The 17,115-nt window shown below is 58.3% G+C and carries 17 protein-coding genes; 7 read left to right on the top strand and 10 right to left on the bottom strand.

All coding sequences use genetic code 11. The features are described from left to right. Positions 1-452: 452 nt before the first annotated feature. The 6 genes from AWM69_RS18410 to AWM69_RS18385 form a co-directional block, all read right to left on the bottom strand. Positions 453-692 carry a hypothetical protein gene (locus AWM69_RS18410; protein WP_048383578.1) on the bottom strand — a complete coding sequence of 80 codons (240 nt, stop codon included), beginning with the start codon at positions 690-692 and terminating at the stop codon, positions 453-455. A gap of 61 nt (positions 693-753) precedes the next feature. After that, positions 754-915 carry a DUF2474 domain-containing protein gene (locus AWM69_RS18405; protein ID WP_218727879.1) on the bottom strand — a complete coding sequence of 54 codons (162 nt, stop codon included), beginning with the start codon at positions 913-915 and terminating at the stop codon, positions 754-756. Continuing rightward, on the bottom strand, positions 902-1,039 hold the full coding sequence (locus AWM69_RS18400; RefSeq protein WP_218727878.1) for a hypothetical protein: 138 nt from the start codon (positions 1,037-1,039) through the stop codon (positions 902-904). Before AWM69_RS18400 ends, AWM69_RS18405 begins: the two co-directional genes overlap by 14 nt. Beyond that, positions 1,026-2,042, bottom strand: coding sequence for a cytochrome d ubiquinol oxidase subunit II (cydB, locus tag AWM69_RS18395; RefSeq protein WP_218727876.1), 1,017 nt, complete (start codon positions 2,040-2,042; stop codon positions 1,026-1,028). The genes AWM69_RS18400 and cydB overlap by 14 nt, the downstream gene beginning before the upstream one ends. A 15-nt stretch (positions 2,043-2,057) precedes the next feature. Further along, positions 2,058-3,479: a cytochrome ubiquinol oxidase subunit I gene (locus AWM69_RS18390; protein ID WP_131654946.1), complete on the bottom strand. Its 1,422-nt coding sequence runs from the start codon at positions 3,477-3,479 to the stop codon at positions 2,058-2,060. Between the two features lie 131 nt (positions 3,480-3,610). Further along, complete coding sequence (locus AWM69_RS18385; RefSeq protein WP_218727874.1) at positions 3,611-5,935, bottom strand: FdhF/YdeP family oxidoreductase; 2,325 nt, start codon at positions 5,933-5,935, stop codon at positions 3,611-3,613. Between the two features lie 443 nt (positions 5,936-6,378). On the opposite strand from AWM69_RS18385, the gene moaA reads away from it, so the two are divergent. The 5 genes from moaA to moaE are packed head-to-tail and all read left to right on the top strand — an operon-like array spanning position 6,379 to position 9,527. Next, complete coding sequence (gene moaA, locus AWM69_RS18380; protein WP_218727873.1) at positions 6,379-7,377, top strand: GTP 3',8-cyclase MoaA; 999 nt, start codon at positions 6,379-6,381, stop codon at positions 7,375-7,377. 38 nt (positions 7,378-7,415) lie between these two features. Then, the gene (locus AWM69_RS18375) at positions 7,416-8,315 is read left to right on the top strand and encodes a bestrophin family protein (RefSeq protein ID WP_218727871.1); all 900 of its coding nucleotides are present in this window, start codon (positions 7,416-7,418) and stop codon (positions 8,313-8,315) included. Between the two features lie 13 nt (positions 8,316-8,328). Beyond that, positions 8,329-8,823 (top strand): cyclic pyranopterin monophosphate synthase MoaC, encoded by a 495-nt coding sequence (gene moaC / locus AWM69_RS18370; RefSeq protein ID WP_048383567.1) that lies wholly within the window; start codon positions 8,329-8,331, stop codon positions 8,821-8,823. Beyond that, a complete protein-coding gene (gene moaD / locus AWM69_RS18365; protein ID WP_048383565.1) occupies positions 8,820-9,071 on the top strand; it encodes a molybdopterin converting factor subunit 1 in 252 nt (83 codons plus the stop codon). The genes moaC and moaD overlap by 4 nt, the downstream gene beginning before the upstream one ends. A gap of 3 nt (positions 9,072-9,074) precedes the next feature. Continuing rightward, positions 9,075-9,527: a molybdopterin synthase catalytic subunit MoaE gene (moaE, locus tag AWM69_RS18360; RefSeq protein ID WP_218727869.1), complete on the top strand. Its 453-nt coding sequence runs from the start codon at positions 9,075-9,077 to the stop codon at positions 9,525-9,527. 75 nt (positions 9,528-9,602) lie between these two features. Here moaE and glp read toward each other — a convergent pair whose 3' ends face one another. Beyond that, positions 9,603-10,808 carry a gephyrin-like molybdotransferase Glp gene (gene glp, locus AWM69_RS18355; RefSeq protein WP_218727868.1) on the bottom strand — a complete coding sequence of 402 codons (1,206 nt, stop codon included), beginning with the start codon at positions 10,806-10,808 and terminating at the stop codon, positions 9,603-9,605. After that, on the bottom strand, positions 10,805-11,344 hold the full coding sequence (gene moaB, locus AWM69_RS18350) for a molybdenum cofactor biosynthesis protein B (RefSeq protein ID WP_048383560.1): 540 nt from the start codon (positions 11,342-11,344) through the stop codon (positions 10,805-10,807). The genes glp and moaB overlap by 4 nt, the downstream gene beginning before the upstream one ends. Before the next feature lie 230 nt (positions 11,345-11,574). On the opposite strand from moaB, the gene mobA reads away from it, so the two are divergent. Together mobA and AWM69_RS18340 are read left to right on the top strand one after the other, a co-directional pair. Further along, positions 11,575-12,237: a molybdenum cofactor guanylyltransferase MobA gene (mobA, locus tag AWM69_RS18345; protein ID WP_218727866.1), complete on the top strand. Its 663-nt coding sequence runs from the start codon at positions 11,575-11,577 to the stop codon at positions 12,235-12,237. Positions 12,238-12,300: 63 nt separating this feature from the next. Beyond that, a complete protein-coding gene (locus AWM69_RS18340) occupies positions 12,301-13,197 on the top strand; it encodes a LysR family transcriptional regulator (protein ID WP_048383556.1) in 897 nt (298 codons plus the stop codon). A 25-nt stretch (positions 13,198-13,222) separates the two neighbouring features. Here AWM69_RS18340 and AWM69_RS18335 read toward each other — a convergent pair whose 3' ends face one another. Both AWM69_RS18335 and AWM69_RS18330 read right to left on the bottom strand, forming a co-directional pair. After that, positions 13,223-14,164: a Dyp-type peroxidase gene (locus AWM69_RS18335; protein WP_048383554.1), complete on the bottom strand. Its 942-nt coding sequence runs from the start codon at positions 14,162-14,164 to the stop codon at positions 13,223-13,225. Between the two features lie 134 nt (positions 14,165-14,298). Beyond that, complete coding sequence (locus AWM69_RS18330; protein ID WP_256930423.1) at positions 14,299-16,572, bottom strand: FdhF/YdeP family oxidoreductase; 2,274 nt, start codon at positions 16,570-16,572, stop codon at positions 14,299-14,301. Positions 16,573-17,115: the final 543 nt, after the last annotated feature.

Raw genomic sequence — 17,115 nt, 5'->3', positions numbered from 1 at the left:
CGGCAACGTGTATGACCGCTTCGCGAGTTAACGCCTGGGCGGTTCACGGCAGAGGTAGCCGGAAAGGAGGGATGGAGGACGATACTGACAGGTTTTCGCAGGGTCAATAAAAATGACGATCGGGTCGGTAGGGATCTGTTGCGCAACGCTAGAAGCGGGTCATGCCGTCGTCAGGAGCATACGGTGACTGACCATGACGCTTACAGGCACATTCGGCAAAAGTCCTCAGTGCCGAGTAGTTGATCTTGCCAGCGGGAACCACTGCGTATCCCTTCTAACGTTCCTATAGGAAGAATCCAATGACTACAGGTACAAGTGAGCCTGGTTCAAATGCCCCCGTCCCAACAAAAAAAGACGTCACCCGGACGTCTTTTTTTGTACCTCAAACCCAGTAACGATCATAAAGCCAGGCGCAGCAGTTCAACCACCCACCGCGCCAGCCCCATCCCCCCTCATCGAAGCGGAGAATTCACCCAGCGCTCGGCTGCTTCTTGCGCGCCTTTTACCGCTTGTTCATAACTCTCCCAATGATCGCCCTCGACGTAGGCCGGGCGGGCAACGGTGTCTGGCATGGTTAACCTGGCCCCTACAGGGATATCAAGCGGTGGGCTCCAGCTGAATCCGATCATTACGGTGACACCACTTTTCGTCACGTATTTAACGGGATGATTTTTATCAATACGTTCTGACATATGTCGCTCCTCGTTCCGGCGCTGCGTTAAGCGCCGGACGTTGATTGGGTGAATTGCCCCGTCAATGACTGGTCATACCGGCCATGTGCATCAGTCCGCGAATGCCACTGGCCACAATGCCGAGTGTAGCTACGCTGGCAAGCCAGATAGCGATCAGCCAAAACACTCGTTTGTACCAAGGGCCTGTCTGATGTTGAGTCTGTGACACTTCAGAGCGTTCCATGGGCAAACTCCATTGTCAGGGCCGTGGCGGCGGCCAGCATGATCAGTGCCGTGCAAAACAGCAGGCTTAGCTGCGCCACCTGTTTGTAAAACGGCATTGTTTTTTCAACGTTAATGGTAGCCATCACCAATCCTCACTTTGCCGCGGAATACGTAGTAGCTCCAGCAGGTGTACATCAGGATGATCGGCAGGATGAATAAGGTGCCTATCAGGATAAACAACTGGCTGGAAGCGGGTGAGGCGGCTTCCCACAGGCTGATGGACGGCGGGACGATGTTCGGCCAGATGCTGAAGGCCAGGCCGATGTAGCCGAGGAATACCAGCACCAGGGTGAAGACAAAGGGCCAGTGGGAGTGGTGCTGGCGCAAGGTCTTCAGTAAGCCGATCAGCGCCAGTACGCCCAGCAGCATCAGGACGCCGAAGACCACGATATGGGCATGGGCGAACCAGCGCAGGGCGATTTCCGGGTGCAGCCAGGGTGTCCAGACACAGAGCACGGCCACCACTGCCATCAGGGCGAACGCCAGGTAATGGGTGAACAGACGCATCCGCGATTCGAGCATGCCTTCGGTCTTGACCAGCAACCAGGTGCTGCCCAGCAATGCATAGGCGACGATCAAGCCCACGCCGCAGAACAACGGGAATGGCGCCAGCCAGTCGAGGGTGCCGCCGGCGAACTGGCGGTCGACCACTGGAATACCCGAGATGTATGTGCCGATCACCACGCCCTGGCTAAACGTTGCCAGGAATGATCCCCCGATAAAGGCCATGTCCCAGATGTGGCGCTTTTGCGGGCTGGCCTTGAACCGGAATTCAAAGGCGACACCGCGAAAGATCAACCCCGCCAGCATGAAAATCAGCGGCAGGTACAACGCCTCCAGAATCACCGAGTAAGCCAGCGGAAAGGCGCCGTACAGCGCCGCACCGCCGAGGATCAGCCAGGTTTCGTTGCCGTCCCAGACCGGTGCGACGGTGTTCATCATCACGTCGCGTTCCTGCTCCTCCGGGATCAGCGGAAACAGGATGCCCAACCCCAGGTCGAAGCCATCCATGATCACGTACATCATCACTCCGAAGGCGATGATCACGCCCCAGATCAATGACAGATCTATACCTTGAATACCCATGCTCATTCCCCTTGATCAGTTGGTGTGGTCGCCGGACGCCAGCGTCTCGGTGACGGCGGACAGGGGACGGCGTGGCGTACGCTCCTGGCCAGGGCCGCCTTGGGGCGGATGGTCGTGATGAGGCTGCGGGCCTTTGCGGACCAGTTTCATCATGTAGCCGATGCCTACGGCAAACACCGAGAAGTAGATCACCACAAACAACGCCAGGGAGATGCTGAGCTGCGCGACGGTGTGATTGGACACCGCATCTGCGGTGCGCATCAGCCCGTAGACCACCCAGGGCTGGCGACCAACCTCGGTGGTGATCCAGCCCGCCAGCATCGCGATCAGGCCGGTAGGGCCCATGAACAACACCAGTCGCAGGAACAGTCGATTGCGATACAACGCGCCATTACGACGCAACGCCAAGCCCAGCAACCCGGTGAGGATCATCAACATGCCCAGCCCGGCCATGATCCGAAAGCTGAAGAAAATGATCGTCGCGTTGGGGCGGTCTTCCTTCGGAAAACTTTTCAGCGCGGGGATCTGCTTATCCAGGCTGTGGGTCAGGATCAGGCTGCCCAGGTACGGGACTTCGATCGCAAAGTGTGTCTTCTCGGCCTCCATGTCCGGGATGCCGAACAGCACCAGCGGCGAGGGTTCGTTACCGACGTTTTCCCAGTGCCCTTCCATCGCGGCAATTTTTGCCGGTTGATGCTCCAGGGTATTGAGGCCATGGGCGTCACCGACCACTGCCTGAATCGGCGCTACGATCAGCGCCATCCACATCGCCATCGACAGCATTTTGCGCACCGCCGGCGTGTCGTTTTTGCGCAGCAGATGCCAGGCCGCAGAGGACCCGACAAAGAACGCCGTGGCGACGAACGCCGCAATGGCCATGTGCGCCAGGCGGAACGGGAACGACGGGTTGAAGACGATGGCCAGCCAGTCCAGCGGCATCACCCGGCCGTCAACGATGGAGAAGCCCTGCGGGGTCTGCATCCAGCTGTTGGAGGCCAGGATCCAGAACGTCGAGATCAACGTGCCGATGGCAACCATCACCGTGGAGAAGAAGTGCAAGCCGCGTCCGACCCGGTTCCAGCCGAACAGCATGACCCCGAGAAAGCCTGCTTCCAGGAAGAAAGCAGTCAGTACTTCATAGGTGAGCAAGGGCCCGGTAATGCTCCCGGCAAAGTCCGAGAAACGGCTCCAGTTGGTGCCGAACTCGTAAGCCATGACCAGGCCCGAGACCACGCCCATGCCGAAGTTGACGGCGAATATTTTCGACCAGAAGTGGTACAGGTCCTTGTAGACCGGGTTGTTGGTTTTCAGCCACATGCCTTCAAGCACGGCCAGGAAACTGGCCAGGCCGATGGTGATGGCCGGGAAGATGATGTGAAACGAGACCGTGAACGCGAATTGAATGCGTGCCAGGTCGAGCGCCTCAATATTTAACATGACGATACCCTCATAGTGACTCGGTGCGCGTGTACACCAAGCCCGGACGCCTTGAGCCTTTTGGCCCGCGACGAACAGATGTCCAGTGATCAGGAAACACCGGGGCGACGCTCAGGCCGCCCCGGTCCGGCTCAAGCGCCGAGGGACTGAATCAGGTTGCTGGCCGGAGCCGGTTCAAGGCGAATAGCGATGAACTTCGACGTCGGTGTGTAGGTACGGTCGCCGTAGCTTTCCAGTGGCACCAGCGGGTTGGTTTCCGGGTAATAGGCAGCGGCCTGGCCCTGTGGAATGTCGTAAGCGATCAAGGTAAAGCCGCTGACCCGACGCTCACGCCCATCGCCCCACAACGACACCATGTCGACCTTTTGCCCTGGCTCGTAGCCCAGCTTGCGAATGTCCTGTTCGTTGACGAACACCACATCGCGCATGCCGTAGACCCCGCGATAACGGTCATCGAGGCCGTACAACGTGGTGTTGTACTGGTCGTGGGAGCGCATGGTCTGCAGGATCAGGTCCGGTTTGACGTCGAGATTGCGCACGCCTTCGCTGACCAGGTGAGCAGGCAGGACACTCGAGACAAACTGGGCTTTACCGCTGGCGGTTTCCCAGATGCGCTGCGCGGCAGCGTTGCCCAAATGAAAGCCGCCCGGGTGCAGCAGTTTGTTGTTGAAGTCCTCGAAGCCCGGAATGGTGTCGGCAATCAAGTCACGGATTCGGCTGTAGTCGGCGACGGTCCACAGCCAGTCAATCGGGTGTTTACCCAGAGTGGCGTTGGCAATCCCGGCAATGATCGCTGGCTCCGAGCGCATCAGCGGCGATTTGGGTTTCAGTTGGCCGTGGGAAATGTGCACCATGCTGAAGGTGTCTTCCACGGTCACACCTTGTGGCCCCTCCTCCTGGATGTCGATATCGGTACGGCCCAGGCACGGCAGGATCAGTGCTTCACGGCCCATCACCAAATGGCTGCGATTGAGCTTGGTGGCGATGTGTACGGTCAGGTCGCACTTGCGCAATGCATCATGGGTGCGCGGGGTGTCTGGCGTGGCTTGGGCGAAGTTGCCGCCAAGGCCGATGAAGACCTTTGAGCGCCCTTCTTCCATGGCGGCAATGGCCATCACGGTATTGTGACCATGATGACGCGGCACCTTGAAGTCAAAGCGTGCTTCCAGCGCATGGATCAACTCCGGCGGCGCCAGTTCGTTGATGCCCATGGTGCGGTCGCCCTGCACGTTACTGTGCCCGCGCACCGGCGACAGCCCTGCCCCGGGCCGCCCGATATTGCCGCGCAACAACTGCACGTTGATGATTTCCTGCACGGTCACCACCGAGTGTGCGTGCTGGGTCACACCCATCGCCCAGCACATGATCACCCGCTTGGCACGGCGGTACATCCGCGCAGCGAGTTCGATGTCCTGAAGACTCAGGCCGGACTGCTCGACGATGTGCTCCCACGACGTGGCATCCACCTCCGCCAGGTAGCTGTCGAGGCCCGCGGTGTGTTCGGCAATGAATGCACGGTCGAATACCGCCTCGCCGTTGTTTTCCAGGGCATCACGCTCCCATTCCAGCAGGAACTTGGCGATGCCGCGAAAAGCCGCCATGTCGCCACCCAGGGCCGGACGAAAGTACGCCGACGAGGTGGGTTCAGATCCGTTGGTGAGCATTTCCAGTGGATGCTGCGGGTGCTGGAAGCGTTCCAGCCCGCGCTCTTTCAGCGGGTTGAAACAAATCACCTGGGCGCCGCGTTTCACCGCCTCGCGCAGCGGCTCAAGCATGCGCGGGTGGTTGGTTCCGGGGTTCTGCCCGATGACGAAAATCGCATCGGACTCTTCCAGGTCATCAAAGGTCACCGTCCCCTTGCCGACGCCGACGCTGTCGCCCATGCCCAGGCCGCTCGCTTCATGGCACATGTTCGAGCAATCGGGAAAGTTGTTGGTGCCGTAGGCACGAACAAACAGCTGATACAGATAGGCCGCTTCGTTACTGGCCCGGCCCGAGGTATAGAACTCGGCCTGATCCGGCGATTCCAGCTCTTTGAGATGCTTGGCGATCAGGGCAAAGGCATCGTCCCAACTGGTTTCGACATAACGATCCAGCGAAGCGTCGTAGCGCATCGGGTGCGTCAGACGCCCCTGGTATTCAAGCCAGTAGTCACTTTGCGCCGCCAGCGACGACACGGTGTACTTATTGAAAAACGCCGGGTTGACCAGGCGCCCGGTGGCTTCCCAGTTGACCGCTTTGGCACCGTTCTCGCAAAACTTGACCAGGCCGCTTTCCTGCGACTCGCCCCATGCACAACCCGGGCAGTCGAAACCGCCATTCTGGTTGGTCTTGAGCATCGCGCGGATGTTCTTGAACGCGTTTTCACTGCCCAGCCAGTTTTTCGTCACCGCAATCAGCGCGCCCCAACCTGCGGCCGCCCCCTTGTACGGTTTATAACGTTCAATTTCGCTCATGGCACTTCCCTAAGACTTCACGCGTAGGCGGCGGCCTAACTTAAAGCCCTTATTGATGGTTGTTTTTCAGGCACCGACAAACGCAAACACATTTAAAACCACTAAACATGATTCGCGCCGCCCCGTTAAAACGGGTTCGTATCGGGTTACGTTTTCAGCCTATTGCGCGCATGAGTACGCTGTCCAATCACAAATAATGACCAACTCATCGAAATGCTCTATCACGAAAAATACTGTTCAAATTCAATGGCATAGGCGCGAAAATTTTAACCGGGCCAACAAAGTAAAACCTCATAGATTTCATCGATCACCCGGTTGTTAATAGTGATTAGACGGCACCTGAAAACAACTCTAGTCTTGACTCAACTACATCCCTTTATATAAATCGCCCCCTCTAAAAACCAGCGCCATGGCCACGATGTTTAGTTGAGCCGGAGGTTGTAATGACCGATCAAATTTTGATGGATAGTTTTTCTCGCCGGGTCGACTACCTCAGACTGTCCGTGACCGACCGCTGCGACTTTCGCTGTGTGTATTGCATGGCAGAAGACATGGAGTTCCTGCCGCGACAGCAGATCCTGACGCTGGAAGAGATTTACCAACTGGCTGAAAGCTTTGTGACGCTGGGCACTCGGAAAATCCGCCTGACTGGTGGTGAGCCGCTGGTTCGTCCTGGCGTGGTTGAGCTGTGCAAGCGCATCGCGCTGCTGCCAGGGCTGCGTGAGTTGTGCATGACCACCAATGGTTCACAGCTGGGCAAGCTGGCCGCACCGTTATTCGATGCCGGGCTCAAGCGCCTGAACATCAGCCTCGACAGCCTTGATCCCGTTCGCTTTCGCGAACTGACGCGCACCGGTGACCTGGCCAAGGTCATCGCCGGTATCGATGCCGCGAATGCCGCGGGTTTCCAGCGCACCAAGCTCAACTGCGTGGTGATGAAAGACCGCAACGATCACGAGATCAACGACCTTGTGGCGTTCGCCATCGACCGGGGACTGGATATTTCCTTCATCGAAGAAATGCCATTGGGTGTCATCAGCGAACACAGTCGCGCCGGAGCGTTCTACTCCAGCGCGCAAGTGCGCGAGCGTATCGCCGAACGCTACACGTTGATCGACTCTGCGGAGTCGACCCAGGGGCCTTCGCGTTACTGGCGCCTGGCCGAGGCGCCGCATATTCGCCTGGGCTTTATCTCCCCCCACAGCCACAACTTCTGCGGCACCTGCAACCGGGTGCGCCTGACCGTTGAAGGCCGGTTGTTACTGTGCCTGGGCAACGAGCATTCAGTCGACCTCAAGGCCGTTCTGCGCCGTTATCCGGGTGATGCGAAACGGCTGGAAAGCGCCATCATCGAGTCGATGAAGCTCAAGCCGTATCGGCACAACTTCGAGCTCAACGATGACGTGCAAGTGGTCCGTTTCATGAACATGACGGGCGGCTGACCGCCCCGGTTTTATCCCTATGCAGAAGGCTGTTTCCCATGATCGTCAGAGCCAAACCCAACCTGATCGGTGTATTGACGTCGCTCAAGGGCTCCGTTGCCCGGCGCATCGCGCTGCGTAGCCTGCTGGTGACACTGCTGGCCTCGGTGATTGTGCTGGTGGAAACCCTTCATCCAGCGTACTTCTCCAAGGTCAACGCCACGCCGTTCACGCTGTTGGGCCTGTCGCTCTCTATCTTCATGAGTTTTCGCAATAACGCGTGCTACGACCGCTGGTACGAAGGTCGCAAAGCGCTGGGGGCGATGGTGATGGATGTGCGGGCGATGATTCGGGAAACCCAGGTCATCAAGGACGCCAGCCAGCGCCGCCATCTCCTTCGCAACCTGTGCGGATTTGCCCATGCGCTGAACGCCAGGCTTCGTCATGAAGACGAGTTAAGCGTGGCCGGGCCCTGGCTGGACAAGCTGCCGTCAGCCAACACCCCGAACATTCCGGAAAGCATTTTAAGCCACGTCACCCAGCAGTGCTCGACGCTCACCGAATCAGGGGAGCTCAATGAATGGCGCTACCAGTTGATGGCCCGCCATTTAAGCAACCTGACCACGACCCAGACGATTTGCGAGCGCATCAAAAGCACCCCGCTGCCCTTCCCCTACACGCTCTTGTTGCACCGCACCAGTTACATGTTCTGCATCCTGCTGCCCTTCGCAATGGCCGAGCCATTGGGCTGGCTGACACCGATTTTCACGGCGATTGTGAGCTACACGTTTTTTGGCCTGGACGCGATTGGCGATGAACTGGAAGACCCGTTCGGCTACGACGAAAACGACCTGCCGACCAATGCCATCGTGCGCACGATCGAACGTGAAGTTCTCCACGCCAATGGCGCGACAGAGCTGCCTCCCGTGCTTCAACCCATCGACTTTGTACTGAACTGATCCGAGGACCTCCATGAACGACCTCCAACACACACTGACGCATCTGGATGCCGCAGGCCGGGCCAACATGGTCGATGTTACGGACAAAGCCGCCACCACCCGTGAGGCACAGGCACAGGCCTGGGTACGCATGCAGCCGTCCACGTTGAAGCTGATTCAGGACAATGGGCACCCCAAGGGCGACGTATTTGCGGTCGCCCGTATCGCCGGGATCATGGCTGCAAAGAAAACCCATGAACTGATCCCGCTCTGCCACCCGCTGATGCTCAGCTCGATCCACCTCGAACTGAGCGTTGTCGAGCCCGACAGCGTGCGGATCGTCAGCACCTGCCGGCTCAACGGCCAGACCGGTGTCGAACTGGAAGCCCTGACCGCCGCGAGCGTGGCCGCCTTGACGATCTACGACATGTGCAAGGCCGTGGATCGGGGGATGGTCATCGACCGGATCCAGGTGCTGAAAAAACAGGGTGGGAAATCGGGGACTTTCGTAGCCGGTGACGCCCAATGATCCTTATCAACTACTTTGCGCGCTACCGGGAACAACTTGGCATCGGTGATGAAAAGCTCGCGCTGGACGGCTCGTTGCGCACCCTGGATGACGTCAGGCAACGGCTGAGGGCCAGAGGCGGGATTTGGCAGCAAGTGCTCGGTGAATCCAGCCTCATGTGCGCGCTGAATCAGGAGTTGTGTACGCCCGATGCTCCGATAGAAGACTTCGACGAGATCGCCTTCTTCCCTCAAGTGACCGGAGGTTGAGCGATGACTGTTCAGGTTCAGACCGAGCTGTTTGATCTGGGTGAGCTGACCCGCAGCCTGCACGCCGAAGACCCGGGCGTCGGCGCCGTCGCCACCTTTGTCGGCTATGTGCGCGATCTCAATCAGGGGGATCAGGTCAGCGAATTGTTCCTTGAACATTACCCGGGAATGACCGAACGCTCACTGCAGCAGATCATCGATCAAGCCCATCAACGCTGGCCGTTGCAACGGGTGACCATCGTCCACCGCGTGGGGGCATTGAAGGTCGGTGAGCCCATCGTGTTTGTCGGCGTTGCCAGCGAACATCGTCAGGAAGCCTTCGATGCCTGCAACTTTGTGATGGACTACCTGAAGACTCGCGCACCGTTCTGGAAGCGTGAACACACGCCGTCCGGAGAGCGCTGGGTAGAGGGAAGAGAAAGTGACCAACTGGCGGTCAACCGCTGGACTGCATGACGCCCCCATCGGCAGGAGCAAGCTGGCTCGTGCCTAGAGGGGCGGTGGCGGGAGTTGAGAGCGGTGCATGCCGCGTCAGAACAAGTCGCAGAAAGGAATGAACCGCGCCGTGTCACCGCGCTGCAGGGTGCAGCCCTCGGGAATTTCAAGCAGCCCGTCCGCCCACGAAGCTCCCAGCAGCACGCCTGAGCTCTGGTTCGGATACAGAATCGCCCGCCCCTCCTCCAGCCTGGCCCGCAGGTATTCGCGACGGCTGCCTGCTTTCGGCCAGTCAAACCCGACGTTAATCGGGAAGCTCAAGGGCGTGACGTCATCGACACCCTGGATGCGCAACAGGTAGGCCCTTGCCAGCAGGCCGAACGTCACCAACGCCGAGGCCGGATTGCCGGGCAAGCCGATGACCGGCACGTTGCCGAAGTAGCCCACGGTCAAAGGCTTTCCCGGTTTGATCGCGAGTTTCCAGAATAACGGCTTGCCGCTATCGCGCAGCACCTGGCCAAGGCAGTCGGCGTCTCCGGCTGACACGCCACCGGTGGTCAGGATCAAGTCGGCGGCATGTTGCAACTGTTCCAGCTTGAGCCGCGTATGCTGCGGCTGGTCGGGAAGAATACCGCCATCGATCACCTCACAACCCAACGCACTCAGCCAATGGCTGAGCAGGATGCGATTGCTGTTGTAGATACAGCCGGGCTTCAGCGGCGTCCCCGGCTCAGTCAGTTCGTCCCCCGTGGACAGCACTGCCACCCGTGGACGCCGTACCACCGATACATGGGTGCAGCCTTGCCCCGCCGCGACGGCCAGTTCGAAAGGCCCGAGTCGCTTGCCGGCAGCGAGCAACACCTGCCCGGCACGGTTTTCCTGGCCTTGCGGGCGGATATTCTGATCCGCGCTCAGGGCCTGCTTGAAGCGCACCCGACCGTCCTCCAGCCGCTCGACGTTCTCCTGCATCTCGACGCAGTTGGCCCCATCGGGTACCGGTGCGCCGGTGAAGATTCGAGCGCAGGTGCCCGGCAACAATGCCTCAGGCGTCTGCCCGGCGAAAATCTGTTGCGATACGGTCAGCGGCTGGCCCTTCCAGTCGTCGACGTTCAAGGCGTACCCGTCCATGGCACTGTTCGGCCACGGCGGCAGATCCAGGGTTGCGATCAAGTCATTGGCCAGCACCCGTTGCCGTGCGTCGCTCAGTGCTACCGACTCACTGTCTTGCAGGCGTTGCGCCTGCGCCATGGTCAACAGTGAAGCGCTGGCCTCCTCCACTGACATCAGCGGTGACGGGCTCATCCCCGAGACTCGCACAAGGCCACCGACTTGAGGTGCGGCACAAAATTGCATGGCCTGTGGCGCGCATCCAACTGCTCGGCGAGGATACCCTCCCACGCCGTGCGGCAAGCGCCCGTCGAGCCCGGCAGGCAGCACACCAGCGTTCCGTTGGCCAGACCGGCCAAGGCACGGCTCTGTACCGTGGAGGTGCCGATATCGAGGATGGATATTGCACGGAACAACTCACCAAAACCGTCGATCTGCTTGTCCAGCAAGCAACTGACCGCTTCAGGCGTACTGTCGCGCCCGGTGAAGCCTGTGCCCCCGGTAATCAGTACCACCTGAATCTGCTCGTCGGCGATCCAGGTCGCCACCTGCGCGCGGATTTTATACAGGTCATCCTTTAGCAAGTTGCGCTCGCTCAAACGATGACCCGCCTCCAGCAGCCGGGTGACCAGCAGTTGCCCGGAGGTATCGTTGGCATATTCACGGGTATCACTGACGGTTAGCACGGCCATATTCAGCGGTACAAACAATGCATCCGACTTCACGCTCATGTCACTCTCCTGCAAGCCATTATTGAAACGATTACCAGAGGCTAAAGCGCCCAAACAACCACTGTCTAATCGTTACGGTTGACCGGATTATCGAGCGCTTCTATCACTGATTTTTCCGGGCGCAATTGGCCGGTGATCGAGTGAGTCGATCATCCCTTCAATAGCCATGATTGGACGAACAGGCGCGAGAGTGAGATCGTCTGCCTCTCTCTATTCACGGTGTTCCCGTCATGCCATCGACCTGCTCTCCTGAAGCTGCATCCAGCCCCTGCTCGGTACTCCTGCTGGCGGGCGGGCGCGGGGCACGTATGGGCGGGCGGGACAAAGGATTGCTGGTGTGGAAGGACAAGCCGCTGATTGCCCATGTACAGGCCATCGTGCGTCCGTTCACCGACGACTTGATCATTTCCTGCAACCGCAATGCAGCGCGTTATCGCGCATATGCCGATCAATTGGTCGAAGATTCACAGAAGGACTTCCCGGGCCCCCTGGCCGGTGTTCTGGCCGGACTTGCCGTTGCGCACCATCCCTGGCTGCTGGTGCTTGCCTGTGATGCTCCGAATATCGATGCCGCACTGATCAAGGCCATGCTCGAGGCGCGACCTGCGAGCGGCGCCACGCTGATGATCCAGCAGGCCGGGCAATGGCAGCCCATGTTCAGCCTGATCCCCACGGCGTTGTTGCCGCAGTTGAAACAGGCCTGGGATGACGGCGAACGCAGCCTGCTGCGCGCGCTGCTCAAGCATGAGCTGCTGGCATTGACCTGTGCTGGCGATGACCTGCGCCTGAGCAATTTCAATACGCCTGAATGGCTGGCCGGGCAATCATTGGCGTGCACCGAAGGCCTCGATGCCGCATTGGTTAAAGGGGCCGGAACAGAATCGCTAAAATAATCCACGGTTTCTGAACACTCGCGTTAATAATTACCTCTCATTAATCCCGCAGCAGGTGCCTTAGTGGATATCAAGCAGCTTAAATTCCTCATCGCGCTGGAGCAGACCCGACACTTCGGCCAAGCGGCTGCGCGCTGCCACATCACCCAGCCGACCTTGTCGATGCGTTTGCGTAATCTGGAGGATGAGCTGGGCCTGGAACTGGTTACCCGGGGCCAGCGCTTCGAAGGGTTCACAGAGGCCGGTGAACGTGTGCTCGCCTGGGCCAGGACCTTGCTCGCCGCCCATGACGGGTTGTTCGCCGAAGCTGCCGCCTGTCGCGGCCAACTGGTCGGTAATTTGCGCCTGGGCCTGGTGCCGCTCAGCGGTTTCAATCCGATCAGCTACATTCAGGGCCTGTCCCATACCTTTCCGGAACTCAAGTTCAGCCTGACGTCCATGAGCTCGGACAAGATCATCGAAGCCTTGGGCACCAACCAGCTTGATCTGGGGGTGTGTTATCTGGACCACGTAAACCCTAATTACCTGGAGTTTTTCGAACTGGGCGAGACCCGTGTCGGCCTGCTGTACGACACGCGGCACTTCCATTTCGAAGGCACTGAAATGAGCTGGGAAGACGCCGCCGAACTGCCTTTGGGCATGATCAGCAATGGCATGCACTATCGCAAATCCATTGACCTGAGCTTCCGCAGTCGCGGTCTCGACCCCCAACCCATCCTCGAAAGCGATTCGACGTACCAGTTGTTCCAGGCGATCCATGAAGGCTTTTGCTGCTCGATCATGCCGCTGGACAGCGGCCTGGAGAGCCCGATCGAGAATCTGGCGTTTATCAATCTGCCGGACGCCAGCGTGCTCGCGCCTCTGGGGATGGTGATGCGCAAAACCGAGCCCCGTTCGGCCATCGCCGAAAAGTGTTTTGCAGAAGCCAAAAAGTTATTCACCCCCCAGAGCATGAGCTAACCGGTGGCCGGTTAGCTCATGAACGCTACCGGTCAGCCAGCGCTTCGAGAAGGTCCGCAGAAGGCACGAAAAACAATCCGCCGGTCACCGCCGTGCTGAAATCCAGCAAGCGGTCATAGTTACCTGCCGGCTTGCCCACGAACATGTTTTCCAGCATCTGTTCAATCGGCTCGGGCGAGCGGGCATAGCCGATAAAGTAGGTGCCAAACTCGCCTGCTCCTGGTCGCCCAAACGGCATGTTGTCGCGCAGGATCTTCACCTCTTCGCCGTCCTTGGTAATAGTGGTCAGGCTGCTGTGCGAACAACTGGGTTTGACCGCTTCACCCAGTTCGATATCGGCCAGTTTGGTACGGCCAATGACCCGCTCCTGGGCTTCAACAGGCAACGCGTTCCACTCGGTCATTTTGTGTAGGTACTTCTGCACCAGCACATAGCTGCCTTGGCTGAATGCGGAGTCTTCATCACCGATGAGGGTGAAATGCTCCAGCTTGCGACCGGCCGGGTTTTCTGTGCCATCGACAAAACCGATGATGCTGCGCATGTCGAAATAGCGGAAACCCTGGACTTCATCGACCACCGTGACAGCGTCGCCCAAGGCGGAAAGCAGCTGTGTTGCCAGTTCAAAGCACAGATCCATCTGATCGGCTCGAATGTGCAGCAGGATATCGCCTGGCGTGGCTACCGCTCGACGTCCATCCACACCAAACTCTCGAAACGGATGCAGCGAAGCCGGGCGTGGTGCGCCAAACAACGTGTCCCAGGCGCTGGAACCAAAGCCGCACACACATGACAGATTACCCGCTGGCACACGCTTGCCAACAGAGCGTGTAAGCGCTGCGATATCGCCACACCAGGCACGAACCGTCTCGACTGCTTCGATGCCCGGGTTGAGCGTTGCCACGATGAAAATCGCGCTACTGGTTACAGGGCTGCAAACGGATTGAGGCTCGAAGGTTTCGTGGGTCATGGATTCACGCTTTGTGATTGATGGCGCCATAGGGTGCCGGGCTGAGCCGTTGAGATTAGCAGAGCGGCCTGAGTCGAAATACGGCATCCGCTAACAAGGGGCTTCACGCCCCTTGTTTGATCATGATCAGCCGCTCAGTTAACTTCCGAGCGCATGACCCTTACGGGGACCGATTTGTATGACGGCGTGCCGCTATCGACGTCGATATAGTCCAGCGGCACCAGTTGGTTAGCCTCCGGGTAATACGCGCCCACCGAACCCGCCGATATCTTGTACTCGATGGCCGTTATTTTCTCGTAGCGCATCTTGCGCCCCTGGGTGACCGTTTCGATATCGACCAAATCCCCGTGAGCCAGCCCCCGTGACTCGAGATCAGCCGGGTTCATGAACAACACGTCTCGCCGACCAAATACACCGCGATACCGATCATCCAGGGCATAGATCGTCGTGTTGTATTGGTCATGACTGCGCAGCGTGATCAGCCGCAAGACGTCCTCACCGTCAACTTCCTTGTCTTCATGCAGACCGGGGAATACAAAGAACTCGGCCTTGCCCGAGGGCGTCATCCAGATACGTTCCGTCGCGGGAAGCGGCATCCGAAAGCCTCCCGGAACCCGGATGCGCTCATTGAACGCCTCGAAGCCCGGGACGGTTTTCTCGATCAGATCGCGGATTTTGTCGTAATCAGCCGCCAGTTCCAGCCAGGGCACTTTGCTGTCAGGCAATGTCGCGTTAGCCATGCCCGCCACGATGGCAGGCTCCGAGCGCAAGAACTCGGAAGCCGGCATCAACTTGCCTGCCGAGGCATGAACCATCGACATCGAATCTTCAACCGTGATCGATTGCCGCATGCCGTTTTGTATATCCAGCTCGGTGCGCCCCAGACAAGGGAACAGGTACGTTTCCTTGCTGACCAGAAGATGGGTGCGATTGAGCTTCGTACCGATATGAACACTCAAATCCAGTTGGTTCATGGCCGGGAAACACTGGGCCGGATCCGGAAGCGCCACGGCGAAGTTGCCGCCGAGACAGAACAGGGCTTTAGAGTCACCGGCGATCATCGCCTGCATTGCCTGTACCGCATCGTGGCCGTGTTCTGCGGGTGGTTTGAAGCCCAATACCGCCTCGATTTTTTCGAGAAAGCTGCTGGAGGGTTTCTCGGTGATGCCGACAGTCCTGTTGCCCTGAACATTGGAGTGCCCGCGCAGCGGACAAATACCCGCGCCCGGCTTGCCAATGTTGCCGCGCAACAGCAGCAGGTCACAGATCAGCCGGACGTTGGCAGTGCCTTCGTTGTGCTGGGTGACACCCATGCCATAGGTCACGATGGTGGCATTGGACTTGGCATAGGCGGCAGCTACTTTCTCCATGTCCGCCTTGAGCAATCCGCTGGCAAATTCGATAGCCGGCCATTCAGTGGCCAGCAAATCCGCTTTGAGTACCTCGAAGCCATTGGTGTGTTGCTCAATGAATTCATAGTCGATGACTTTCCCGACTGATGCTTCCAGCTCCAGCAGTGCTTTCATCACACCTTTAATGGCCGCGGCATCCCCACCTGCCTTGACTTGCAAATAAGTGGAGGCAATACGCGTCGAACCATAGGTTGCCATTTCGATCATGTCTTGCGGGTCGGCAAATCGCTCCAGTGCGCGTTCGCGCAGCGGATTGAATACCATGATTGGCACTTTTCGCCGGGATAGCTCGTGAAGCGTACCCATCATGCGCGGGTGATTGGTGCCCGGGTTATGCCCAATGGAAAGAAGCAGCTCACAGTCATCGAAGTCCTCCAGTGATACGGAGCCTTTACCCATCCCGATGGAGCGAGGAAGACCGACACTCGTCGGCTCGTGGCACATATTTGAACAGTCCGGGAAGTTGTTGGTGCCGTATTCACGGGCAAACAACTGATACAGGTAAGCCGCTTCGTTGGACGCTCTGCCGGACGTGTAAAACTCAACTTGATCAGGTTTCAGCCCGCGGAGGATTTCACCGATTCGCGCAAATGCAGTTTCCCATTCCACCGGCTTATACGTGTCGGTGCCCCGGTCATAAACCAGCGGGTGCGTGAGGCGTCCGAGATCCTCCAGTTCGTAGTCGCTTCGGTGGAGCAAGGTCGACACCGGATGGTTGGCGAAAAACTCAGGCGTTACACGCTTGTTGGTCGCCTCCCACGTCACCGCTTTCGCGCCGTTTTCGCAAAACTGAAACGTTGACTTGTGTTCTTTGTCTGGCCACGCACACCCTGGGCAATCGAATCCGTCCGGCTGGTTGGTTCTCATCAACGTGAGGGGGGCCTTGAGCGTATCCATCTGCTCGCGTACTGCCGTTGCGGTGGCTTTGAGGGCGCCCCACCCTCCTGCCGGGCCGTCGTAGTTACGAACACCGGGAACCTTGCGTTTAATCGCCATGATCGCTCCGTATGCAACTCGCCGCCGATGGCGAGAGTCGTTAGTTGCCTATTAGCTGCCGCTGTAACGCGGCATTACGTAACGCTCTACTCTCTGAGCAAGACAAGTAAGCATCACACCCCTCAGCCAAAAAAAACTGAACCAGAACCTGTTCCAACTGAGAACACGTCTTGTTATTCAATAGGGTAGTTATTTATAACGTCATATCGGAAACTAAAATCTAGGCGGCATATCCCCCCCAGTCAAGACAAGGGGCGGCCCGTACAAAGGGGGCAGACTTCATTGCCCGCCCAACCCTACCCCGTACTTGCCCTGTTCCTGAGGCAGAACACACATAGGCTCAATCGGGCTGAATACCTATCAATAACTTTATTAATATTGAGTGACGGCAGAGATGATATTGAGTCTTGCTACAGCCTTTCCATGGGCCACTCATTTAAGTTGATGACTAAAATCAAAAACTTAAATGAACAACTCAAACTAACCGAACACAAAAAAGACGTCCGGGGACGTCTTTTTTGTACCTGTCATGGGTAACGCGGA

This window comes from Pseudomonas sp. D1HM (assembly GCF_019266105.1).
Classification (GTDB): domain Bacteria; phylum Pseudomonadota; class Gammaproteobacteria; order Pseudomonadales; family Pseudomonadaceae; genus Aquipseudomonas; species Aquipseudomonas taetrolens.
This window is presented reverse-complemented; position numbering and strand designations above follow the sequence as displayed.